The 22,654-nt window shown below is 45.9% G+C and carries 20 protein-coding genes; 9 read left to right on the top strand and 11 right to left on the bottom strand.

All coding sequences use genetic code 11. The features are described from left to right. Positions 1-21: 21 nt before the first annotated feature. Positions 22-2,457 carry an alpha-L-rhamnosidase-related protein gene (locus AC3WS5_RS11325; RefSeq protein ID WP_492467491.1) on the top strand — a complete coding sequence of 812 codons (2,436 nt, stop codon included), beginning with the start codon at positions 22-24 and terminating at the stop codon, positions 2,455-2,457. A gap of 61 nt (positions 2,458-2,518) precedes the next feature. Here the strand turns inward: AC3WS5_RS11325 and AC3WS5_RS11330 are convergent, their stop codons facing one another. The 5 genes from AC3WS5_RS11330 to AC3WS5_RS11350 all read right to left on the bottom strand — a co-directional run bounded on the left by AC3WS5_RS11330 (position 2,519) and on the right by AC3WS5_RS11350 (position 6,382). Further along, positions 2,519-3,160, bottom strand: a complete 642-nt coding sequence (locus tag AC3WS5_RS11330) for an HAD family hydrolase (protein ID WP_492467492.1) — start codon at positions 3,158-3,160, stop codon at positions 2,519-2,521. A 51-nt stretch (positions 3,161-3,211) separates the two neighbouring features. Continuing rightward, entirely contained in the window at positions 3,212-3,664 is a 453-nt protein-coding gene (locus AC3WS5_RS11335; RefSeq protein ID WP_492467493.1) for a DinB family protein, read from the bottom strand. Between the two features lie 146 nt (positions 3,665-3,810). Further along, positions 3,811-4,233 carry a hypothetical protein gene (locus tag AC3WS5_RS11340; protein WP_492467494.1) on the bottom strand — a complete coding sequence of 141 codons (423 nt, stop codon included), beginning with the start codon at positions 4,231-4,233 and terminating at the stop codon, positions 3,811-3,813. Beyond that, on the bottom strand, positions 4,220-4,690 hold the full coding sequence (locus AC3WS5_RS11345) for a hypothetical protein (protein WP_492467495.1): 471 nt from the start codon (positions 4,688-4,690) through the stop codon (positions 4,220-4,222). The genes AC3WS5_RS11340 and AC3WS5_RS11345 overlap by 14 nt, the downstream gene beginning before the upstream one ends. A gap of 132 nt (positions 4,691-4,822) precedes the next feature. Further along, positions 4,823-6,382: a glycosyltransferase family 39 protein gene (locus AC3WS5_RS11350; RefSeq protein ID WP_492467496.1), complete on the bottom strand. Its 1,560-nt coding sequence runs from the start codon at positions 6,380-6,382 to the stop codon at positions 4,823-4,825. A gap of 446 nt (positions 6,383-6,828) precedes the next feature. On the opposite strand from AC3WS5_RS11350, the gene AC3WS5_RS11355 reads away from it, so the two are divergent. Next, entirely contained in the window at positions 6,829-7,695 is an 867-nt protein-coding gene (locus AC3WS5_RS11355) for a hypothetical protein (protein WP_492467497.1), read from the top strand. 249 nt (positions 7,696-7,944) lie between these two features. Here AC3WS5_RS11355 and AC3WS5_RS11360 read toward each other — a convergent pair whose 3' ends face one another. Next, the gene (locus AC3WS5_RS11360) at positions 7,945-9,375 is read right to left on the bottom strand and encodes a S41 family peptidase (protein WP_492467498.1); all 1,431 of its coding nucleotides are present in this window, start codon (positions 9,373-9,375) and stop codon (positions 7,945-7,947) included. Positions 9,376-9,545: 170 nt separating this feature from the next. Between AC3WS5_RS11360 and AC3WS5_RS11365 the strand changes: the two genes are divergently transcribed. The 4 genes from AC3WS5_RS11365 (at position 9,546) to sucD (ending at position 14,484) form a co-directional block, all read left to right on the top strand. After that, entirely contained in the window at positions 9,546-11,843 is a 2,298-nt protein-coding gene (locus AC3WS5_RS11365; protein ID WP_492467499.1) for an NADP-dependent malic enzyme, read from the top strand. A gap of 25 nt (positions 11,844-11,868) precedes the next feature. Beyond that, positions 11,869-12,606: an MlaE family ABC transporter permease gene (locus tag AC3WS5_RS11370; RefSeq protein ID WP_492467500.1), complete on the top strand. Its 738-nt coding sequence runs from the start codon at positions 11,869-11,871 to the stop codon at positions 12,604-12,606. A gap of 15 nt (positions 12,607-12,621) precedes the next feature. After that, positions 12,622-13,488 carry an ABC transporter ATP-binding protein gene (locus AC3WS5_RS11375; RefSeq protein WP_492467501.1) on the top strand — a complete coding sequence of 289 codons (867 nt, stop codon included), beginning with the start codon at positions 12,622-12,624 and terminating at the stop codon, positions 13,486-13,488. 114 nt (positions 13,489-13,602) lie between these two features. After that, a complete protein-coding gene (sucD, locus tag AC3WS5_RS11380; protein ID WP_492467502.1) occupies positions 13,603-14,484 on the top strand; it encodes a succinate--CoA ligase subunit alpha in 882 nt (293 codons plus the stop codon). A 201-nt stretch (positions 14,485-14,685) separates the two neighbouring features. Here the strand turns inward: sucD and AC3WS5_RS11385 are convergent, their stop codons facing one another. The 4 genes from AC3WS5_RS11385 to AC3WS5_RS11400 all read right to left on the bottom strand — a co-directional run bounded on the left by AC3WS5_RS11385 (position 14,686) and on the right by AC3WS5_RS11400 (position 17,315). Next, positions 14,686-14,997 (bottom strand): rhodanese-like domain-containing protein, encoded by a 312-nt coding sequence (locus AC3WS5_RS11385; RefSeq protein WP_492467503.1) that lies wholly within the window; start codon positions 14,995-14,997, stop codon positions 14,686-14,688. A gap of 41 nt (positions 14,998-15,038) precedes the next feature. Continuing rightward, entirely contained in the window at positions 15,039-15,875 is an 837-nt protein-coding gene (locus tag AC3WS5_RS11390) for a PASTA domain-containing protein (RefSeq protein ID WP_492467504.1), read from the bottom strand. 28 nt (positions 15,876-15,903) lie between these two features. Next, entirely contained in the window at positions 15,904-16,896 is a 993-nt protein-coding gene (locus AC3WS5_RS11395; RefSeq protein ID WP_492467505.1) for a D-alanine--D-alanine ligase, read from the bottom strand. Positions 16,897-16,967: 71 nt separating this feature from the next. Next, complete coding sequence (locus tag AC3WS5_RS11400) at positions 16,968-17,315, bottom strand: 4Fe-4S dicluster domain-containing protein (RefSeq protein ID WP_492467506.1); 348 nt, start codon at positions 17,313-17,315, stop codon at positions 16,968-16,970. An 88-nt stretch (positions 17,316-17,403) separates the two neighbouring features. Here AC3WS5_RS11400 and AC3WS5_RS11405 point away from each other — a divergent pair, with 88 nt between their 5' ends. From AC3WS5_RS11405 to AC3WS5_RS11415, 3 genes are all read left to right on the top strand, one after another. Next, on the top strand, positions 17,404-18,405 hold the full coding sequence (locus AC3WS5_RS11405; RefSeq protein ID WP_492467507.1) for an acyl-CoA reductase: 1,002 nt from the start codon (positions 17,404-17,406) through the stop codon (positions 18,403-18,405). Between the two features lie 267 nt (positions 18,406-18,672). Further along, positions 18,673-20,226 carry a trypsin-like peptidase domain-containing protein gene (locus AC3WS5_RS11410; RefSeq protein WP_492467508.1) on the top strand — a complete coding sequence of 518 codons (1,554 nt, stop codon included), beginning with the start codon at positions 18,673-18,675 and terminating at the stop codon, positions 20,224-20,226. A gap of 190 nt (positions 20,227-20,416) precedes the next feature. Further along, positions 20,417-21,295 carry a universal stress protein gene (locus tag AC3WS5_RS11415; protein WP_492467509.1) on the top strand — a complete coding sequence of 293 codons (879 nt, stop codon included), beginning with the start codon at positions 20,417-20,419 and terminating at the stop codon, positions 21,293-21,295. 6 nt (positions 21,296-21,301) lie between these two features. Here AC3WS5_RS11415 and AC3WS5_RS11420 read toward each other — a convergent pair whose 3' ends face one another. After that, a complete protein-coding gene (locus AC3WS5_RS11420; RefSeq protein WP_492467510.1) occupies positions 21,302-22,642 on the bottom strand; it encodes an alpha-amylase family glycosyl hydrolase in 1,341 nt (446 codons plus the stop codon). Between the last annotated feature and the right edge of the window lie 12 nt (positions 22,643-22,654).

A 22,654-nucleotide genomic window follows, 5' to 3' on the forward strand; every position in this document is an offset into this window, starting at 1 on the left:
TTTCACTAACATCAGATCAACATGAATCTTCTCAACTTACTCAACCGTCACCAGTCAGCAAAATGGACAAGGGGAAGTCGCTTTACCCGGGCCAATATATTTCTCCCGTCATTTGCCGTTATACTATTATTACTTCATTTCTCTTCGGCTTATTCCCAGGAAACTGCCAGGATCAATCCTGATATTCTCAATAGAACCTGGCAATCCAAATGGATCACCTATCCCGGAATTACTGGTGAGGAATTTGGTGTTTATCTTTTTCGCAAAGATTTCAAATTGGACATCAGACCGAACAAGTTCGTCATTCATGTTTCCGCCGACAACCGGTATAAACTGTATGTAAACGGACAACAAGTCGGTGACGGACCAGCCAGGGGAGATAATTACAAATGGTATTTTGAAACGACGGATATTTCTTCATATCTAAAATCGGGGACAAATGTAATAGCAGCAGAGGTATGGAATTTTGCAGAATTCAGACCGGCTGCGCAAATTTCCAGCTTGACAGGATTTATCATGCAGGGAGATACAGAAGTTGAGAAAATAATTAATACAGACAGCAGTTGGCGCACTTTTAAAGACGTCGCATACAGCCCGGTCACGGAAGGATTTCATATTATTGGACCAGGGCTGATCTTCGATGCGGCAAAACACCCCTGGAATTGGATGGCGTTCAATTATGACCGCGCGGGCTGGACCAAATCCAGAGAACTGGAAAATGGAAGACCTATGAAGAGTATGGCCCCCTGGGGAGATCCGGCAAGATATATCCTTTCACCCAGGGATATTCCACCCATGGAACAACATATTCAAAGATTCTCGAAAATAAGAAGGTCCGGTTTGAGTGCTTCACCATCAACATTCCTGGAGAACAAAGCCAGCCTGGTCATCCCTGCATCAACCAAAACCAGGATCCTGGTAGACCAGGACTACCTGACGAATGCATACCCTGTACTGGTTTTTTCCAACGGAAAGGGAAGCCAAATAAAAATCACCTATGCCGAAAGTCTGGTTGACAGTAACAATGAAAAAGGCAACAGGAATCTTGTAGACAACAAAAAGATATCTGGTTACTACGATATTGTCAGGCCGGACGGTGAAGAAAACCGCATCTTCACGCCTCTTTGGTTCCGGACCTTCAGGTACATAGAGCTCGAAATTGAAACGAAAGAATCGCCCCTGATCCTTAAAGATTTTTATAGTGTCTTCACAGGATACCCATTCTTAGAGAAGGCATCGTTTGATTGCGACAATCCGTTGCTCAGGCAAATCTGGAATGTTGGCTGGCGAACCCAGCGACTGTGTGCGATGGAAACTTTTTTCGATTGCCCGTATTACGAACAATTACAATACGTAGGCGATACCCGCATTCAGGCGCTGGTATCAACTTACGTGAGTGGCGATACCAGGCTTACAAAAAACGCAATAGCCTCCATCCATGACTCAAGGCTGCCCGATGGTTTGACGCAAAGCCGCTATCCAAGTTACCAGCCACAGGTTATTCCGCCATTTTCACTGGTTTGGAATACGATGGTCTACGACTATTGGATGTTGAACAAGGACAGTCAGTTTATTCAATCCATGATCCCCGCAATGATAGATATCCTGAATTGGTATGAAGCCAGGATTGATTCTTCAGGTCTTCTGGGAAATATGGAATGGTGGAATTTTGTCGATTGGGTAAATTTTAAAAACTGGAATTTCGGAACACCTCCTGAATCCCACGGAAGATCTGCAGTTTTGAATCTGCAATTTGTCTATACACTGCAGAAAACCGCTACCCTTTTGAAAGCATTTGGAATGCCTGTCAAGGCCGCCTATTACAGTTCCCTCGCGAACAACATAAAAAACAAAGTGTTCAAATCCTGCTGGGATGCATCAAGAGGGCTGCTGGCTGATACGCCTGAAAAAAAGAATTTCAGTCAGCATACAAACTCGCTGGCAATACTGACAGACGCGATTCCATTTAATCTGCAGAAAAAGACTGCTTCAAAGATGCTTGATGGTGATGATATCGCAAAATGCACATTCTACTTCATGTTTTATCTGACAGAAGCCATAGAAAAAGCTGGTCTGGCTGAAAACTATCTCTCGCTTCTTCAACCCTGGAAGGAAATGCTCGACCATGGTCTTACAACTTTTGCCGAAGTTCCTGATCCTACCAGATCAGACTGCCATGCCTGGAGTTCCTCACCAATTTATTACTTCCTCTCTCTGGTATGTGGAATAAAACCGGCTGAGCCAGGCTTCAGAAAAGTAATCATAGAGCCGCATTTAGGAGATCTCAAATGGGTAAAAGGCGTCGTTCCCCACTCGCTTGGTAATATTAAAGTATCGCTCAAAAATGGTGCGCAACACCAGTTGAGCGGTGAAATTGAACTTCCCCCAAACCTCACCGGCGTATTCAAAAATAAGGGGCGGACAATTATACTCAGGTCCGGTACTAACAAGATCTGAACAAAATGAAAATGCATTCACCCGGTGTATACGCGATGTACTTCATGGTGGCGAACAGCAATTACTTCTTATCAAAATAGCCGGTCAGTTCGGCGAATGAGTCAAATTTCATTTCATAGCGGTCCGTATCGCCAAAACCGTAGCTGACAAACACAAATGGAATGGAAGCAAGCTCACACTGTGCACTGTCGGAATCCGTGTCACCAACATAAACAGCCCCCTCCAAAGAATATCGGCTGATCAGACTTTTTATATTCTCACTTTTCGATTTAAGATTCGCTCCATGGGCCATACTGTCAGTGATGTAGTCTTCAATGCCTGCCCACTCCATGAAATACTTAATCATAAACTCTGCGCAATTGCTCACGATAAACAACTTATACTTTTGGCTCAGTATCTTTAAACCCACTTTCACAAATGGGTAAAGCACTCCTCCATTGATCCTGATTTGCTCATATTGAAAGCCGACAATACTCCGATACATCTCTTTTCTTTCCTCTGACGGAAACTCCGATAATGTCAGGTCTACATATTTGTCTTCCTCCATGCCCATGAGCCCATAAAGATCGTCTTCTGTTATACGCTTTTCTATGTTCTTTGACTTAAAAAAATCGTTAAATCCCTCCGCGTAGGATTTCACGCCATCCCAAAGTGTTCCGTCCATATCGAAAAATATCGCGTCTGTTTGCTGTATGTTAATCATATAAGTATATATTATTATTCGAGATGCAACCGGATACTGTGTCGGCAGCGCTTAGTCTCTTTTAAAGAAAATATAGTCCATGTTGATAGGTTCAATCCCGTTATTTCTCAAATCAGCGGAAATCTGTGCCCGGTGATGGGTTGAATGATTGATCACTTGAAATAAAATATCCTGTACAGAACTCACGAAATCGATCCCGGCGGATGTTTTATAGGCCAGATTTTTGTCCAGTTCCATGCCGCCCAGGACTCTCATCGTCTTTTCATAGTTATACTGATTAAATGCAGGAAGATCTGCAAATTCCCGGATCTCCCATACGCCGCAGGAAATTTTCTCCCCCAGAAGCCTCTCGTTCCAGACCTGGTGCGCATCGATCAGGTGATTAATGAGCTGAATGGATCTCTCGGGGACCATTGTCCTATTGCTATCGAGTAATTTCAGCAGTTCGCGATTATAATGAAAATTATATTCAAAAAGCTCCTCAAAAAATGTTTTCAGTTCCATCGTTTATGTTGACCGTTACTGTGTTTAAAACTATCCCGCATCTTGATATTCATCGTCATTTTTTCGGAACACTCACGGCTTCATCAGACCGATGCTTAAAAATAATGAAAATTTGCCAGTCGACATGGCCGGCGGGATTTTGTTAACTATCTGCTAGGCGACTTGGTGCAAAATTGTTTGATTCTCTTCATTAAGGTCCTGGCCTTATCAGCAATTTGCTTATCTTGCTGATAAGCCAAATAGCGGGCATTCATGGACATACTTAATAACCAGTCATAATCCCCCGATATTTCACTACATTGCTTTCCAACCAAATCTGCCAGCAATTCGTGTTTGGTTTGCCTTCTGTTATTTTGATAGCGGGCAAAGTCGTCCAGACTTTCGATCTTCGTTTTCTTTCCTTCAATAGAAGGCATTTCAAAGGGGAAGATTCTATGTGAGACAAATTGCAACGAAGCATAAAACGCGGTCGTGACAATCCAATCCGTAAATTCCTTTTTCAACTCAAGATAATTACAGGCAGCTTCGTTATGTAACCCATGTTTTAAGCGATCGTCAGTCTTTATCATACTCCAGAAAATAGCCATCAGCGTGGATACTCTTTTCGCTCAGGGATTTTGAATCAGGCATGAACGAAAATGAAATATAGAAACTATCACTTTCTACTTCGTCCTTAAACTTCCGGGCAGCAACAAACATTTCCCTGAATTTGTCAGAAATAAAGTCATTTTTTTTGGCAACAAGTAATGCGGAGAATTTTGTGATACCATCTGCCTTGAGATAGATCTTTTTTAAATCCATCTTCTTTTGTGCCGCCGTTGCAAAAAGCTTTTCAGATACAGCCGTAGCTATATTTATATTTTCTTTAAATTGCTTTGCGAGGATTTTCTTAGCTTCATCCCTCCCGTCCTGTTTACCCATTAAGTAGGCGTCAATCAGATGATCCCCAGTGTAAACACACTCCTCTTTTTTCCATTTCGGCGGAATGAATGATGATTTAGCGGTCTGTTTTTGGGTAGATGGCATAAAATCAAAATGACTTTGATTAGCGAATATAGTATTAAAATGTCAATATGGTATCAAATCCCGGGATTAGCATAAAACTGTTTATTGATTTCTATAGTTGCCCAGCATCTTCGATCGCGAAGCGAAAGCCCTCTAACGCGCTTCCTCCAAACTCCGCCTGACTTTCGCCACTTCTTCTTTCAGCCGTCGGCTCACATCGATCTTAGGTCCGGAAAAGACAAAGATAGTCGTCTGGTATTCCCGCGAGAATGGGTTAGCTATAGAATCAGCAACGAAAGATGTGTCAAACAATGGGCCCGTCACGCGCATTTCATCGGACTGCTCTGATCCTACTTTTACCCGGATCAGATGCCGGACCTTTTCGTGGGGCTGAATCCAATTCAGATAGTTAGCCTCAAATGTCACCGCCTGGATACCTTTATTACGGCTATAATAATTGATAGCACCAGCCTCCCCGTAATTGTCACACAAAATCAGCGTAGCATCCCGATCCGGCAGCTTATCGTAAGCCGCATCCACCTTCCGGGCCAACTCCTTCCAGCCCAGCATATCGGCATAGTCCTGCGGCAGCGAATGATCCTTACCACCTTCCCAGCGCAGGAGTCCCAGCTTTCTGTATGCATCTGCATGCGCAATGATATAGTCCGGACTTTTTACCGGCAGGATGAACCTGGCCATAGGTAGGAATAACATTATAGGTATCAACAACGCAACGGGACGTAAATAGCGCTTCCAACTCGTTGCTAAAAGCTTTTCCAGGTAAACCGATCCAAAGGCCATATACACGGGGTAAATACCGATCGCGTAATAACCTTTCGCGTGGAACAACATGAAAATCGACAGCGTGAAAATCAGCGACCACCAGAACAATCGATATTTTCTGAGCGGCGGATAAATCAATAACCCAATTAGGGCCGCGATGATCACAAAGAGGGAGTTAATGAAAAATAAAAGCTGCCATTGCAAAAACTCACCCGCGCTGACGTGCACAAGTTGCGTCGACGCCAGTTTTTTAAGATGATGGATCACTGGAAAAGAACGCGTGTACTGCCACCAGAGGTTGGGCAGGATCAACACGACCCCAAGTAGCAGCGCGAAGTAAAACGATTTTCTGGCAAACAGTTTCCGGTGACTGGTCAGCAGAATCGCCGGAACCAGGCCCATTAACAGGAATACAAAATTGTATTTATTCAGAAAACCCGCAGCAAAAACCAGCGCTCCCAGGTAGAGCCACTTTTTATCGGTAGATTGAATAAATTTGATGACGATATAATAGAAAGTTGTCCAGGCCAGCACATCCACCGAATTAGGCTGGAACAGACTGTTCAGACGCAACAGCGCAGAAAACAGGACTGCCAGCGAGCCCAGCACCAGCGCAAACAAATTTCCTCCCAAAGTTTCGATCGTCTTCCAAACGACGACGATAGTCAGCACGCCAAACAAAGCTGGGAAGAACTTTACCCAAAACACGCCATTCCCCAACTCCCTGATCATCCAGGCGATCCAGGATGTAAACGGAGGAATAGACAAATAACCCCAGGCTAAATGATTGGCCTGATCCAGATGCAGGTACTCATCGCGCTGCAATTCATAGACCGGGTTGATAGCCAGGTATTGCAACAGGAATTTTAATACGATGATCCCTGCCAAAACAAATCCGTTCCTGCGTATCGTTAAGTTCGTTCGCTGCAATTGTAAAATTTTTGTCAGTTCTTTTGTGGTCACCGCGCGATTCTTCCAACACCTTCACGTTCCGGCCGACGAAAATAAAATTAATTAAAATCAGGTTAACCAGGGTTCAGGCCCTGAAGGAGGGTCGTTTGCCGAAGGAATTTGAAGCAGCCTAATGTGGCCCGTTCCTGGTTCTGCAATGCAAAAAACCGTCATTCTCTGGAAATACGATCAGAAAATGCAGGGCTGTGGCGCGTTGCAGAGCAATCGCTGCTACCGGCAAAAAGCGAAAGTTTTAAAGAATAAGTCGAGGGGATGCCGGAAAACAGCGGGCTTAGGCAACAAGGTTCGCACTAAATAATTGGCACCCAAATGCCAATCCGGTGAGCCTGTTACAGTAACAAATTGATTTTGACTTGTATTTCAGCCAGAATTTCTTTAATATTGTACATCAATTTCATTAAAGCGTGAAACTAGCTCCGGTCTTATTGAAATATCTTGCCATCCACAAGCAGTTGGATTTGCCTGGCCTGGGAACCTTTCTCAGCGACCAGAACGACGATCCTAACGTGGATTTTACCAAGAAAGATGATATCCTGACCAATCTCAGGTTTGAACAAAGGAAGATTACATCATTCGATGACTCACTGGTGGAATTCATTTCGAAGGAGACGGGGAAAATGAAGGTCCTTGCTCTTTCGGATATTCAGTCGCAGCTCGATGACCTCTTATATTACCTCCATACCGGCAAGCAATTTAATCTGCAGGGATTTGGTCTGCTAAGTGCACAACCCGACGGCAGTATTACCTTTTCGAGGGAAAAAAGGTTTCCGGATGACAAGAAAAAGGAGGCGACCACTTACTTGCAGCCCCAGCATTTGCCCAACCAGTTCGCGAAAGAGAAAAACAATAAGAACCAGCGCGTCAAACCGACCATCATTATTCTGACGCTGGCTTTGATCGCTATTGCAGCTACCACCTGGTATTATGTACAATCCAATTCATCCAGGGAAGGCGAAGAAGTCCCCGCTGAGACTGTGAAATCTGAGCCGGTACCGGATACTGCGAGCGCGAAGCCTGAGACGCCGGCCAAGCCAGTCGTTCAAACGGCCCCACCCGATCATTACACCTATTTGCTGGAAATTGCCGCTAAACCGAGAGCGATAAAAAGGTACACCCAATTAAAAACTCTCAATTGGCCGGTTGAGTTGGTAACCAAAGACTCCATCACCTTCCGGCTCATCATGCGTTTACCTGTTGCGGGCGCCGATACGACAAGGATCAAGGACTCGCTAACTGTACTTTCCGGGCGGAAAGTGGTTATCAGCCCCTGAGTAACGGCATAACGCGATTTATTGTTAAAATTTCGGCTATTACTTATCACCTGAGATTCGGGAGAAGTCCTCAGCGTTTGGTTACTCGCCCACTCTCACGCCGAAGTAACGGCATAACGCAATTTATTGTTGAAATTTAAGTAATTACTTATCCCTGGGCATTCGAGGAAAATACCAAGCGTTTTGCTTCTCTCCTACTCTTAGTCCGGAGTAAAGGCATAACAGGATTTATCATTGAAATTTACGCGATTACTTATCGCGGAACATCCCGGAAAATTTCTTACTGTTCAGTTTGTTTTCCAAAGCGCCCTGGCTGTAAACTGACCGCTGGAGGGTATTTAAGGCATTATTTGGCGCAATGGCCTGGTAATTTCCATTGTTGATATAATAGAGCGCCTGTGCCAGAGATTGATCAGCGGGATCTCCCCAATCCACCAGTTTCCGTCTTTCGTCTACCAATTTTGCCGGGAAAAATCCTCTGTAAAAATCTGCATTACCTGCTCCATTGATTGTTCTGAAAGAAACTGCATAGAAGGAGACATTATTGGATAGATCAATTGGAAAATAACCTACGGGTTTACCATCGGTCGTATCTCCAATGATTTGCACATCAATGACCGGCTTCAGGTTATTGATCAGCAGCTCGCTGGCAGATGCGCTGTTGCGGGTGGTGATAAAGAATACCCGGCTCAGGTTCATGCTACCCAGTTTAATAAACCTCTCTGTGTTATTTTGAAGTGAAAATGCATTATTGCTCCACCCAAATCTCCGTTTCAGCAGCGGAAAATTACCGCTTTGTAATTGTTGGTTAAATTCATATTGGTACATCACAGAGGCCGTTGCCGATGAAGGTGCGATCAGGTTAGCCAGGGTATCCTGGGTGGCCACGGACCCGCCACGATTATTTCGCAGGTCTACGATTAATTCGTTTATGCCTTGTGACGTAAAATTCTCGAACACCGACTTCAATTCTTTGGTGTAGCCTCCCTGGAAGAACTGGTTATAGGCCAGGTACCCAACTTTTCGTCCGTTGGTCGTATTGTACACATTGGTGTACATCACGGCATTCGCCGTATGCACTGTCTTTGAAAGACTCAAAGTTTGAGCGGAACCATCCGGTTTAATAAACTCAATGTTAGCCGTCAATGTTGTACCAAAAAGCAGGTTGTTCAGGATATCGGCGCCGGCATTATTATATTCCACCACATTTCCATTGACTTTATTGATATACCACCCTCTTCTAACGCCCAGCTGCCCTGCTGTGGAACTGGTGTTCACATAGGTAATATACCATTTCACCACATTGGAAGGATTAACAGCGCTTCTGACAAAAAATCCCCAGTCCTCTCCTCTTCCTGTTTGGATCTGATCCGATTCTGCCGAGGAAACCGCAAAACTCCATTTATCCAGCCCGCTGGAATACCTGCTCCGGATGCTTTTAAGCACCGCATCTGAAGTTGCTATTGGATCGCCGGCTTTTACGAGGCTCCTGGGATTGAAGCTGTTATAATCAGGTATTTGAGTATTCCACAGGTAGATCTCTTTCGTAAACAAGAACGTTGAATCTGCAGCCAGTTGTTCATTACTTGCCTTAGCCGGAGCAGGTTCGGGTCCGCTTTTCTTGCAACAACTGAGTGTTATTGAAATCACAAACAAACTGATTAGCAATACATTTTTCATAAACGGGATTAATTAGTTTTTCTTATTTGACGTCCAAATATATTATTAATCACTGACGAGGAAATAAAATTAAATGGAATCGTTAAAAATCCGCTTTAACAGGAATTTATATTTTGCCCGTTCCCCGCTTTGGCTTACTTTTCGGGGTCGAAAATTGAACTATTTACCAAATGGCAAAGTCCTTACTAAGAAAAGAACAGGCGCTGGAATATCATGCAAAAGGGCGCCCCGGGAAGATTGAAGTCATCCCCTCCAAAGAAACCAAAACGCAACGTGATCTTTCGCTGGCCTATTCCCCCGGCGTAGCTATTCCCTGTCTGGAAATCGAAGAAGATGTTGACAATGTGTACAAATATACCGCAAAGGGTAACCTGGTCGCGGTAATCAGCAACGGTACGGCCGTATTGGGCCTGGGCAATATCGGGCCGGAAGGCGCAAAGCCGGTGATGGAAGGCAAAGGTGTGTTATTCAAAATATTTGCGGATATTGATGTCTTTGACCTGGAAGTCAACGAAAAAGATCCCGAAAAATTTGTTGAAATTGTTAAAGCACTGGAACCCACATTTGGAGGAATCAACCTGGAAGATATAAAGGCGCCGGAATGTTTTTATATCGAGAAAAAACTTAAGGAACAACTCAAAATTCCGGTGATGCACGACGATCAGCATGGCACGGCCATCATCAGCGCTGCCGCCTTGCTGAACGCCCTGGAAGTACAGCAAAAAAATATTGAGACGGTGAAATTTGTTGTCAACGGCGCCGGAGCCGCAGCCATGGCCTGCGTTATGTTATACCAGGAAATGGGGGCAAATCCCGAAAACTTCACGATGTTCGATTCCAAGGGCGCACTGCACAAGGACCGAAAAGGTTTGGATCAGTTCAAATCAAGGTTCGCCACGGCCCCAAAGGATATTTCGCTGAATGATGCCATGAAAGGCGCAGACGTGTTTATCGGGCTGAGTGCTGCAAATGTGCTGGATGCGAAAATGATCAAAGCCATGGCGCCCAGACCTATTGTTTTTGCAATGGCCAATCCCGATCCCGAGATTACCTGGGAGCTGGCGACATCAGCCCGCGAAGATATCATCATGGCAACCGGCAGAAGCGATTATCCCAACCAGGCAAATAACGTACTGGGATTCCCTTATATTTTCAGGGGAGCACTCGATGTTCGCGCCGCTCAAATCAATACCGAAATGAAGTTGGCAGCAGTGAAAGCCATCGCCGATCTGGCCAAACAACCCGTCCCCGACATCGTGAACCTGGCCTATAACGAGCAGACGATCTCCTTTGGCCCGAATTATATCATCCCAAAACCCCTGGATCCCCGCCTGCTTTGCACCGTGGCTCCCGCTGTGGCAAAGGCTGCTATGGATTCGGGTGTGGCAAAAATTGCTATCTCAGACTGGGATCAGTATGCCCAGGACCTGAACAAGCGGCTGGGTATGGACAATCAGGTATTGCGGGTTATCGGCACTAAAGCAAGAACTGCTCCCAAGAGAATTGTATTTGCCGAAGCAGAACATCCCAATATTCTGAAAGCCGCACAGATCGTGCTGGATGAAGGCATCGGATTTCCGATCCTGCTTGGCGATAAGAAAATTATACAATCCCTCGCCTCGCTTCATAAACTTGACCTTTCGGGAGCCACCCTGCTGGATCCCAGAGGTGATAAGGAAGAAGCCAAGCGACGGGAATTTGGCAAGATCTTTTTCGAAAAGAGATCCCGCAAAGGGTTTACCTGGGATGAATCGCTGAAGATCATGAAGAACCGGCACCACTTTGGATGCATGCTGGTGGAAACCGGCGAAGCTGATTGCATGATCTCTGGTCTGACTAAAAATTATGATGAGACGATCCGGCCCGCTCTTCAGATTATTGGCAAGCAGGAGGGCGTGAATAGAGTAGCCGGTATGTACATGGTGATGACCAAGAAAGGTCCGCTGTTCCTGGCGGATACAACGATTAATTTCAACCCAACCGCCGAAGAGCTGGCGGAGATCGTCATGCTGACGGCTGGTGAAGTGCGTGCGCTGAATATCACGCCACGAATCGCCATGCTGAGTTACTCAAATTTTGGGAGCAGCAATTCGCCGGAGGCCAGAACCGTGGCACAGGCCCGGGAAATTGTGAAGCAAAAAGATCCAACGCTGATCGTGGACGGTGAGATGCAGGCCAATGTGGCGCTCAACAATGCCCTGCTAACGCGGTTGTATCCATTCAGCGAATTAGCGGGAAAAGAGGTCAACACGCTAATCTTCCCTAACTTAGCTTCTGGCAATATCGCATATAATATTCTAAAGGAAATCGGCTCCATTGATGTCATCGGACCGATAGTCCTTGGCCTGAAGAAGCCGGTGCACGTATTACAGTTGGACAGCAGCGTCAGCAATATCGTCAATATGGCGATGGTTGCCGTGATCGATGCGCAGCTCAAGCGGGAAAAAAAGGAAACCGCTAATCCCTGATAAATCGAAATAAAAAGCAACAGGTTTGAAAATAATCAGAGAATTCGGACAGTTTATCCAGATGTTCGGGGGCATGTTTCAGCCGCCGGAAAACAAGAAAATGTACTGGAGGCAGTTCGTTTTGCAATGCTATGATATTGGGATTGGTTCACTGGGAATAATTTTTATCATCTCAATTTTTATTGGCGCTGTTTCTACACTTCAGACCGCCTATCAGTTGGTGTCTCCGATTATTCCCAAATCCACCATCGCCCAGATCGTACGGGATACAGTGATCCTCGAATTTGCGCCCACACTCAGTTGTATTGTGCTGGCCGGTGTTGTGGGAAGCAAGATTGCCAGCGAACTGGGTAATATGCGCGTGAGTGAGCAGATCGATGCGCTCGAGATAATGGGAATAAATGTAAAAAGTTACCTGATCCTGCCAAGGATCCTGGCGGGCGTTATTACGATACCGATGCTGATCACCATTGCGATGGTTCTCGGTATATGGGGCGGCCGACTCGCGGGCATGGCAGCGGGTATCATCGACGTTACCATATTCGACAAGGGGTTGTTGATGGAATTCAAGCCCTATAATGTTTATTTCGCGCTCATCAAGAGTTTCGTATACGCTTTTCTGATTACAAGCGTTCCCGCTTATTACGGATTTTATGTAAAGGGCGGATCGGTGGAGATCGGCTATGCAAGCACCAGGGCCGTAGTGGTATCCTGCGTGCTACTCTTGCTGGCCGATTATGTTCTTTCAGCACTGTTACTCTAATTATCTGGCCCAACTATGATTGAAATAAAAAATATCAGGAAGAGTTTTGGCAATAAGGTAGTGTTGGAAAACATCAACGCCACCATGCTTGCAGGTAAGTGCAACCTGATCATTGGTACCAGTGGAAGCGGCAAGACAGTCCTTATGAAATGTATGGTGGGACTGGTGAAGCCTGATGCGGGGGAGGTTCTGTACGCGGGGAGAGATTTTATCCATATCCCCGACCATGAAAAGAAAATCATCAGGCAGGAAATTGGTATGTTGTTCCAGGGGTCGGCGTTGTTCGACAGCAAGACGGTAGAGGATAACGTTATGTTCCCCCTGGAAATGTTCTCGACAGAAAAGTATTCTGTCCGCAAAAGAAGGGTCAACGAGGTGCTGGACCGGGTAAATATCGTGGATGCCAATAAGAAATACCCTTCCGAGATCAGTGGCGGCATGAAAAAAAGGGTGGCGCTGGCAAGGGCCATCGTCCTGAATCCGAAATATCTTTTTTGTGATGAGCCAAATTCAGGTCTGGACCCCCAAACATCAATGGTCATTGATAAATTGATCCAGGAGATCACGCGGGAATATAATATGACCACGGTGCTGAACACGCATGACATGAACAGCGTAATGGAAATAGGAGATTATATTTTGTATCTGTACCAAGGGAAGAAAGAATGGGAGGGCAACAACAAAGAGATTATTTTTAATAAAAACGCAAGATTGAATGCATTCATCTTTGCATCAGAATTTCTGCAGGATGCCAAGAGCATGCGGACTTTCCAGGAAACCGGTGAACTGCCGGAAGAAATGAAGGAAGAGATCAGGGAAGAAATAAAAGTAGAACAAATGCAGAAGGGAGATCGCGGTGTTAATACAGATGACAAAAAATAGTTAAGTAAACATTGCTTTCCGGAGCCGGAAACGATTCGAAGGGTTGAACCTGAAATTTGCAGTTGGCTTCAAATCCAATACATTTGCGTTAAATCAATGTAACAAATTATATCTATGGCAGTACTGGTAAGTAAAGAATCAAAGGTCCTGGTTCAGGGCTTTACAGGAACAGAAGGAACATTTCACGCTTCGCAGATGATTGAGTATGGAACCCGGATCGTGGGCGGCGTAACGCCCGGCAAGGGAGGCACCACACACCTGGATCGCCCGGTGTTCAATACGGTGGCCGACTGTGTAAAATCAACCGGCGCTAACGTGAGTGTTATTTTTGTTCCCCCCGCCTTTGCCGCCGATGCCATTATGGAATCTGCCGACACCGGTGTGGAGCTGGTGGTCTGCATCACGGAAGGTATTCCAATCCAGGATATGGTGAAGGTGAAGAACTACCTGGAGGGAACCCGTACCAGGCTAGTAGGACCGAATTGTCCGGGTGTAATCTCTGCGGGCGCCTGCAAAGTGGGCATTATGCCTGGATTTGTATTCATCCCGGGCACAGTAGGTATTGTTTCCAAATCGGGTACGCTCACCTATGAAGCTGCTGACCAGGTGGCCAAGGCCGGACTGGGTATCACCACAGCCATTGGCATCGGTGGCGATCCGATCATTGGTACGACGACACGCGATGCCATTGAATTATTCATGAACGATGATGAAACCGAAGCGATCGTCATGATCGGCGAAATCGGTGGTGGCATGGAAGCTGAAGCAGCAAGATGGATCAAGGAAACCGGCAATCGCAAGCCGGTAGTAGGTTTTATCGCGGGTCAGACTGCACCCCCCGGACGTCGTATGGGGCATGCCGGCGCTATTGTAGGCGGCGCTGACGATACCGCTGCTGCCAAAATGAAGATCATGGCCGATTGCGGCATTCATGTTGTGAATAGCCCCGCTGACATCGGAAATACGATGGCTGCTGTACTGGGAGGGAGACAATAGATATTAGATGCTAGACAATAGATATTAGATGCTAGACAATAGATATTAGATGCTAGACAATAGATATTAGATACTAGACAATAGATCCCAGATATTAGATGATGCGTATATATACAAAACAAATCATCCGATAAATGGACCTGCGGCGTTTGTGTGAAAATTCGTTGGTGGTATACTCGGTGTTAGCGATTACCCGATGATTCAGGCGTTATCGAAAGCTTCTTTCCAGGCAAGCACTCCGCCTTCCAGATTCACCGTGTTTTTAAATCCCAGGGTATCCAGGAACAGGCAGGCCTGGGCGCTTCGCTTGCCGCTGCGGCAATGAATGATAATTTCTTCATTTTCTTTTCCCTCGATGACTCCTAACTGCATGCGCTGGATCTCACCCAATGGTATGAGGGTGGCCCCAATATTATATTCTGCGAACTCGGCAGGCTCCCTGCAATCGATCAGATTTATTTTTTCACCCTTATCGAGTCTGGCTTTTAATTCATGTACAGTGATTGTTTCCATAGTTATAATTCAAAAGAATAATTGGTTAATTTGTTCCCCTCTCACGGCGTCTCCTCTGCTTTTCCACTGCTGTCGGCTCCCGAATTTCCACCTGAAGTATTTACAGCGGGTTTTTCTAGGCTAAGCCAGATATCCATGGTTTGCCCCTGTCTGATCAGACGCAGTTTACCATCGACATCAAACTTTTCCGGACTCTGACGATTGATATAGGAGGACGCTGTGTCCTTCACATCCGGAGCAGCTATGATCACCGCAAAACTTAGGCCCATTCCTTCAATCAGGGTCTTGGCTTCTGCATAGGTCATGCCCACAATACTGGGAACCGCCATCGCGGCGTTACCCAGACCGTTGCCTATCACCAGCCCGATGGAACTACCCATCCTTAGTTTGGCCCCGGGCAATATGGGTGCACCGTTATAGTTCTGCTCCAGCACTGAGTTTTTGGCAAAATCAGGACGATAGGTAGTATCCCCTACTTTCAGTCCAAGGTTTTTCAGCACCAGTTCGGCATTACGAAAACTATAGCCCACAATATTCGGCATTTCCACCAGTGGCGGTACAGCTCTGTTTATGGTGAGATATACTGTCCGCGAGGATTTCACGACCTCGTATTCATCAGGCACCTGCCGCAGCACTTCCAGTGGTTTCAGCGAATCAACATAAACACTGTCCGCGATTTCAATATCAAACCCAGCTTTCTCCAGGATCTTTTGCGCTTCCGGTAATGTCTTGCCAAGCACCGGAGGTACGGTTTTAGAATCTCCATGGTTGGTAAACCAGGAAAGCGAGAGTATAAAACCTGAGAAGATCAGAAGAGCCAGAACCAGGCCCGCTATAATATTTACCCAAAGCGGTTTATTTGTAATAAACTTAAACATTATAATATTTAGGCGGTAAATATAGGATTTACCCGAAACATTCCTCAATGAGCGAACTATAAAAATCCCTCAAATTTCTGCCTGATGCTCTTACCTGCTGAGGAACAATACTTGCTGCCGTTTGTCCCGGAACAGTATTCACCTCAAGCATATAGGGCTGTCCGGAACGTTCATGATAAATGAAATCAATGCGGATAACTCCGCGACAGTTGAACAGTGCATAAACTTTCCTGGCCGCTTCCCTAACCTTCTCTGCTATCTCTTCAGCAACAATCGCTGGTGTAATTTCCGAGGAATGCCCTTCGTATTTAGCTTCAAAATCAAAAAATATTTTGGTGTCATGTGCCTTCACCTCGGTCAATGGCAACGTGATGATCTCTCCTCTTGTCCGAAATACGCCGATGGTAAATTCACGACCTTCGATCATTTCCTCCACGATGACCTGACTGTCCTCATGAAAGGCTTTTTCGATGGCGCGCGGTAGCTCACTTGCATCAAGCACTTTACTCATCCCAATGCTGGAGCCTCCGTTATTGGGTTTGACAAACAAGGGCAGTGTGAGCTGCGAGAGAATATCATCCGTTGAGTAAGGGCTGTGAGCAAACAGTAAAACAGATTGGGCGACAGCCACGCCGCCTTTTCCCGCAACGGCCACAGCGTAGCTTTTATTAAAGGTGATGGCAGAAGTTGCGGCATCACAACCCGTGTAAGGGATGCCAAGCATATCAAAATAACCCTGAAGTTTTCCATCTTCGCCCGGCGTGCCGTGCAAGCCAATCAGCACCGCGTCAAAAGTAACAGGATGACCATGGACCAGAATAGAGAAATCATTCTTGTTGACGGCCACCCTGCCTCCTCCGTCCCCGGCGGGCTGGTAAAACCATCCTTCCGGAGTAATTTCTATTTTGTAAACCGTATATTTTTCGGGGTCAAGGTTCTCCTGAATGGTAACGGCACTCTTGTATGAAATAACCGATTCACCAGAATATCCACCCGTTACCAAAGCTATGTTTCTCTTCATAATTTTGATGTGAAAAAACGACCCCTAACCATGTGTTGACACGGCTTTCCCTGAAAGGAGCCCCTAAAATATCAGGCGTGTAATTTTTCTTTTTTGGCCAACAGAGATTCAACAGTCTCCTGATACTCTTCATCAGGAACGCAGCAGTCTACCGGGCAAACTGAAGCACACTGAGGTTCTTCATGGAAACCCTGGCATTCTGTACATTTATCCGGAACAATATAATAGGTATCGACGCTAATCGGGGAATTTTTTGCGAGGGCGTCTATTGATCCTCCATTCATCAGGGTGTAGGCACCCGATACCGTGGTTCCATCAGCCATTGCCCATTCCACCCCGCCTTCGTAAATTGCATTGTTGGGACACTCAGGTTCGCAGGCTCCGCAGTTAATACATTCTTCAGTGATTTTGATTGCCATAATGTAAAATTTATTGTTATGAAACTATTTTTGTCCGTATTTAACTACAAATTTGATCCGTAAATAACCACAAATTTAATAAGAAGAAATGAAACTTTTACAACGCATCCATTTGCTGGTAAAATTAGGACAATACCTTGACAGTAATGACGCCTCCTGGCAAAAAACAAAAGAAAAAGCATACGCAGAAAACACCTGGTTCCTGCCGGAATTCATTGATATTGCTGTGAAAAATATCGCCGGGCAATTCCTTCAGGAAGACATTTTAAGCAAATGGGTGGCCCGTTATCCCGATATCAGCGATGAAGACGCTACCGGCAAAACCGTAGGCCTGGTTATGGCCGGAAATATCCCATTAGTTGGTTTTCACGATTTTCTGTGTGTGTTTATCAGCGGTCACGCTGTCAGGATAAAACCATCTTCCAAAGATGAAGTGCTGATCAGGCATCTCGCAGATAAGCTAATCAGTTGGGAGCCTTCCCTTTCGACTCAGATCAGCTTTGAATCCATGCTGAAAGGCTGCGACGCTTATATCGCAACGGGAAGCAACAACACCGGACCCTATTTCAATTATTATTTTGGAAAATATCCCAACCTGATCAGGCGAAACAGGACTTCAGTGGCCGTACTTGCGGGTACGGAAACAGAAGATCAACTACAGGCATTGGCAGATGATGTTTACCTATTTTTTGGATTGGGGTGCAGGAATATTACTAAGATATATGTGCCGGATGGTTATGATTTCGGCCCGATTCTAAAAGCTTTTGGCAAATACGATTACCTCGCTGACATTCATAAATACAAAAACAATTACGATTACAATCTGGCCCTGCATATCCTGAACAACAGGTTTTATATGAGCAACAACTCGCTGCTGCTGGTTGAAGATGCCAGCCTCTATTCCCCTGTCAGCCAGTTGAACTATGAGACCTATCACTCAGCAGATGAAGTGCTGCAAGGCCTGAAAAACAATCCCGACCTACAATGTCTGGTTGGCCTGGGAGGTCTTTCTTTCGGTAAGGCCCAGCGCCCGGGGATTGACGATTACGCCGATGGTGAGGACACAATGGCATTCCTGTTAAAGCTGTGATAACTTTCAAATCTGGCGATCGCGCGGAAGCGGGAGGCAAATTTCAAGTATGACATTATATTTAATTGAATTCTTAAACACTTGTCGCTATTGGGTTTAAGCCAGGAACTGCAGTTCAGCAAACGCAAAACCGGCTTCAGAAGTACGAAACCTTTAGTAAAACTTTGTTAAACCTGATTCCTAAAAAACCAACAGACTGACAGTTTGTTATTTTTACAATAGAAAGGCACAAAATTTGAAACTGAAAAATCAAAAGAAGACCAGAATATGAAAGTGAAACAATTATTCCTGATAGTAGTCATCAGTCTATTATCAGCATTTGCCGGCATATTTTTATATGGCAAATTTTTCAAAACCAACGATTCCACCGTGGGTGGGCCCGTTAATGGCAAGCTACCTGTAAATTATGCAAGTTATCTGGAAAGTAAAAGTAGTACCCCTGAATCAACAGATTTCACCAGGGCTTCCTCGGCTGCGATCCCGGCTGTGGTGCATATCAAAACCAAGATCCCCGCGAAAAAAGTAACCAACAACCTGCCCAATAGCCGGAGCAGGGGTAATGATCCGTTTGAAGATTTTTTTGGTGATTTCTTCGGTGGCGGTGGCCCCATGATCATTCCCGAACAAAGAGCCAGTGGTAGTGGTGTGGTGATCAGCCAGGATGGATACATCGTAACTAATAATCACGTGATATCCGATGGAGAAAGCGGAATTGCCAAAGAAATCAAAGTAACCCTGAATGAAGGTAAAAAAACTTATACAGCCCGGGTGGTCGGACGCGATCCAAGCACAGACCTTGCCGTCCTGAAGATTGATGCAACTAACCTGCCTTATCTCATCTATGGAAACTCTGATGAACTGCAGGTAGGTCAATGGGTATTGGCTGTGGGCTATCCGTTCTCCTTGGAAGCCACAGTAACTGCGGGTATCATCAGCGCCAAAGGCAGGAGCATTGGTATCAACAGCAGTCAAAGTAAATCACCTATCGAATCTTTCATTCAGACGGATGCTGCAGTGAACCAGGGGAACAGCGGTGGACCACTGATAAACACTGCCGGACAACTGATTGGTATCAACTCATCGATATTAGCGCCAACCGGAACTTACGCGGGATATTCTTTCGCAATCCCGGTTAATATTGTGAAGAAAGTGGTGAATGATATTGTTAAATTTGGCGATGTGAAAAGAGGATACCTGGGCGTTACTTATTCGTCTGACAATGATCAGAACGACCAGTTCCTCAAACGTGCCGGACTTCAAGGCGGGCAGGGCGTGTATGTCATGGAAGCCCCATCTGACGGCGGCGCAGGAAAGGCCGGTCTCCGCGAAGGAGACGTGATTACGAAAGTGAATAACAAAAGCGTCTCAACCGGACTGGAAATGGCTGGTCACCTTGGCAGCGCGCAACCCGGCGACAAAATCAAGATCGATTATATCCGCGGCGGAAAACCCTATTCGACATCTGTGACGTTAAGCTCCAAACCGAGTACCATTAATATCTCCAGCGCGAAAGTATTACAGGACAACCTGGGCGTTCAACTTCAGAATGTGGATGCCAAAGATGCAGCTAAGTACAAGATCAACGGTGGTGTGAAAGTATTAAATATCAGCCCGAATGGTCCGTTGAGCAAGACCAGGATTGAGAAGGGATTTATCATCACCAAGGTAAATGGTTTAAATATCAAGAATACCGATGAGCTGGCAGCAGCGATGAGCCGTGGCCGGAGCAGCACGGTAGACTTTGAAGGTATCTACCCCGGTTACACTGGCAGATACAGTTACCAGATCAACCTTTCGGGCGATGACGACAGTTCTTTCTAAATAAGTAACGAACGATATTAAAAAGCCTGCAGAAATTGCAGGCTTTTTTATTTGATCTGACTCCGCCAAATACCGGAATAATGATGTAAATTTGAATAGTATAGCAGGAATTGTTAGGCAATATCCAAAACCCGAAACGGGATTTGGGTGTGATCATTTGTCGACCGGCATAGTCATAAAAAATATTCATATGAACAAAATGCTTGTCCTTACCGATTTCTCAGACAACGCCCTTCACGCGGCACTATATGCAAGTCTGCTTGCCCGGAATACGGGCACGGAAAAAATCATTCTTTTTCACCATTTTGACATATCAGCTTTGCTGGCGCCCAACGAAATCAGTTCTTTGCTGGCACCCGTCGAAGCTACCGGCGTTTTCAATAACTACGAATGGGCATCGGAACAAATTGAAACTACGCGGATCGAGAACCTGAAGGAACTGGACGAAATCCGGGAAAAATTGCTTGCGGCCACTGAAAGCAAAATTGACATCGAATGCCGAACGGATTCCATCAACCTGCTGGAGTCGGTCAACAAGATCTGCAGCACGGAACAGGTCGACCTGGTGGTCATGGGCATCAGGGGCCGGAGCGGACTTGAAAAAACTTTCATAGGAAGTAATGCAACTAAGGCAATCGAAAACCTGAAATACCCGCTTTTGATCGTGCCCATGCAAACTGAATTATCAGCTCCGCATACCCTGCTGATCGCCACGAACCTGAAACCGGTGCCACCAGACACGGTAGAAAGTCTGCGGCATATTATCTGGAATTGGGATACGAAAATGCTTGCCTTGTATGTTGAATCCCGCGAGACTGATCCCGCGAAAACAAAACAGGACACGTATTCGTTCCTGGAACATTTTAAAGATTTCCAACCTGAATTCCACAGCATAGCAAGCCAGGATGTAGAGGGTACCATCAACCAGTTCGCAACTGACAGGCAGGTATCCGTTATTGTCTGCCTGCATAGGGTCCGGCATTTTTTCGACAGCCTGTTTCATAAGAGCCTGACCAAGAACCTGGCCTGGCACAGCAAAATTCCCTTATTGGTGATAAATGCCAGGTAGCGGCCGTTAGTTTTTCAACACCATAAATTCCCATGGTTTCAGGGTGAATGCCTTAATAGCGTCAAGGTCCATAGGTGCACCCGTAAAAACATTGAAAAATATCCCTGCCGGTTTGGTACCGGTTATAGTGAGGTCATGCAAAGAAGCTGAAGAAAGGTTCAGTAAGACCAGCACTTCCTGCGGCCCGTTCTTCCTGAGGTAAGCCAGCACTTTGTCATCGGCTGAAGTTGTCAGCAGCCGGGTTTCTGCGGCGGAATCTCCGCCTCGTAGCGCCGGATTGGATGATTTCAGATCAAAGAGGGTTTTATAGAAACGCTGAAGGGCATAATTCCCTGTCCACGGTATGGGGTCCTTTTCAAAAAATTTCAGCCTTTTCTTCAGCGGCAGTTCCTGCCCGCTGTAAATCAGCGGAATGCCGTCCCAGGTACTGCTGAAGACAGCCAGCGGGAGCGCCATATCGCCATATTTTTCGTATTCGGTGCCGTTCCAGGAGTTCTCATCATGGTTGGTAGTAAACCAGGCCCGCATACTTCCGTGACCGATCGCCTGGTAGCGATTGAGTAATGCTCTGAGGTCTGACAGCGATTTTTTCCCTTCGTAATAGTCCTTTGCCTGATGCATCCAGGTCCACGTATAGCTGGCATCGAAAACTTTCCCATAATCGGGATTGTCCAGTTCGTCATATTCTCCCAGCCAGAAAAGTGGTTTCAGGGAGTCCAGTGCTGGTCTGGCCTCCTGCCAGAAATCCAGTTCAACCCAGGTAGCCAGATCGCAGCGAAATCCATCGATGTCACATTCGCGCACCCAGAATTTCATGGCATCCTTCATGGCTTCGCGCAGTTTAGGATTGCCGTAATTCAGCTCAATGATATCGTCCATCCCACTGGCTATTTTGAACGTTCCGGTAGCACTGTCTTTCAGGTAATATTCGGGATGCGTTTTAGTCCACACATGATCCCAGCCGGTATGGTTGGCCACCCAGTCGAGGATAACCTTAAACCCCATGAAATGGGCTGTTTTTACCAGCTCGCGAAAATCGTTCAGGTTTCCAAATTCAGGGCTGACCGCTTTATAATCGGAGCAGGCGTAGTAACTGCCCAGACTACCCTTTCTCTTTTCCTTTGAAATAGGCGTCAGCGGCATAAACCAAAGTGTTTGAACACCCATTTCTTTCAGGCGCGGGAGCTCGCCGGCGAAAGCGCGAATCGTTCCTTCGCTGGTGTACTGCCTGAGGTTGACTTCGTAGATATTGGTCTGATGTTTCCAATCCATTACTTTTCCGGATAAATTCGTTATATTTATAGGTTGGGATGTTGCTGAACCTTTCCCATCGTCATTTTTGGGCATCAAAATACAGGA

The organism is Niabella sp. CPT15-335-S11 (genome assembly GCF_058792415.1).

Excerpts from the sequence above, each read along its gene's own strand:
- AC3WS5_RS11325 (WP_492467491.1), top strand. The coding sequence starts at position 22 with ATGAATCTTCTCAACTTACTCAACCGTCACCAGTCAGCAAAATGGACA.
- AC3WS5_RS11330 (WP_492467492.1), bottom strand. The coding sequence starts at position 3,160 with ATGATTAACATACAGCAAACAGACGCGATATTTTTCGATATGGACGGA.
- AC3WS5_RS11335 (WP_492467493.1), bottom strand. The coding sequence starts at position 3,664 with ATGGAACTGAAAACATTTTTTGAGGAGCTTTTTGAATATAATTTTCAT.
- AC3WS5_RS11340 (WP_492467494.1), bottom strand. The coding sequence starts at position 4,233 with ATGATAAAGACTGACGATCGCTTAAAACATGGGTTACATAACGAAGCT.
- AC3WS5_RS11345 (WP_492467495.1), bottom strand. The coding sequence starts at position 4,690 with ATGCCATCTACCCAAAAACAGACCGCTAAATCATCATTCATTCCGCCG.
- AC3WS5_RS11360 (WP_492467498.1), bottom strand. The coding sequence starts at position 9,375 with ATGAAAAATGTATTGCTAATCAGTTTGTTTGTGATTTCAATAACACTC.
- AC3WS5_RS11365 (WP_492467499.1), top strand. The coding sequence starts at position 9,546 with ATGGCAAAGTCCTTACTAAGAAAAGAACAGGCGCTGGAATATCATGCA.
- AC3WS5_RS11375 (WP_492467501.1), top strand. The coding sequence starts at position 12,622 with ATGATTGAAATAAAAAATATCAGGAAGAGTTTTGGCAATAAGGTAGTG.
- sucD (WP_492467502.1), top strand. The coding sequence starts at position 13,603 with ATGGCAGTACTGGTAAGTAAAGAATCAAAGGTCCTGGTTCAGGGCTTT.
- AC3WS5_RS11385 (WP_492467503.1), bottom strand. The coding sequence starts at position 14,997 with ATGGAAACAATCACTGTACATGAATTAAAAGCCAGACTCGATAAGGGT.
- AC3WS5_RS11390 (WP_492467504.1), bottom strand. The coding sequence starts at position 15,875 with ATGTTTAAGTTTATTACAAATAAACCGCTTTGGGTAAATATTATAGCG.
- AC3WS5_RS11395 (WP_492467505.1), bottom strand. The coding sequence starts at position 16,896 with ATGAAGAGAAACATAGCTTTGGTAACGGGTGGATATTCTGGTGAATCG.
- AC3WS5_RS11400 (WP_492467506.1), bottom strand. The coding sequence starts at position 17,315 with ATGGCAATCAAAATCACTGAAGAATGTATTAACTGCGGAGCCTGCGAA.
- AC3WS5_RS11405 (WP_492467507.1), top strand. The coding sequence starts at position 17,404 with ATGAAACTTTTACAACGCATCCATTTGCTGGTAAAATTAGGACAATAC.
- AC3WS5_RS11410 (WP_492467508.1), top strand. The coding sequence starts at position 18,673 with ATGAAAGTGAAACAATTATTCCTGATAGTAGTCATCAGTCTATTATCA.
- AC3WS5_RS11415 (WP_492467509.1), top strand. The coding sequence starts at position 20,417 with ATGAACAAAATGCTTGTCCTTACCGATTTCTCAGACAACGCCCTTCAC.
- AC3WS5_RS11420 (WP_492467510.1), bottom strand. The coding sequence starts at position 22,642 with ATGCCCAAAAATGACGATGGGAAAGGTTCAGCAACATCCCAACCTATA.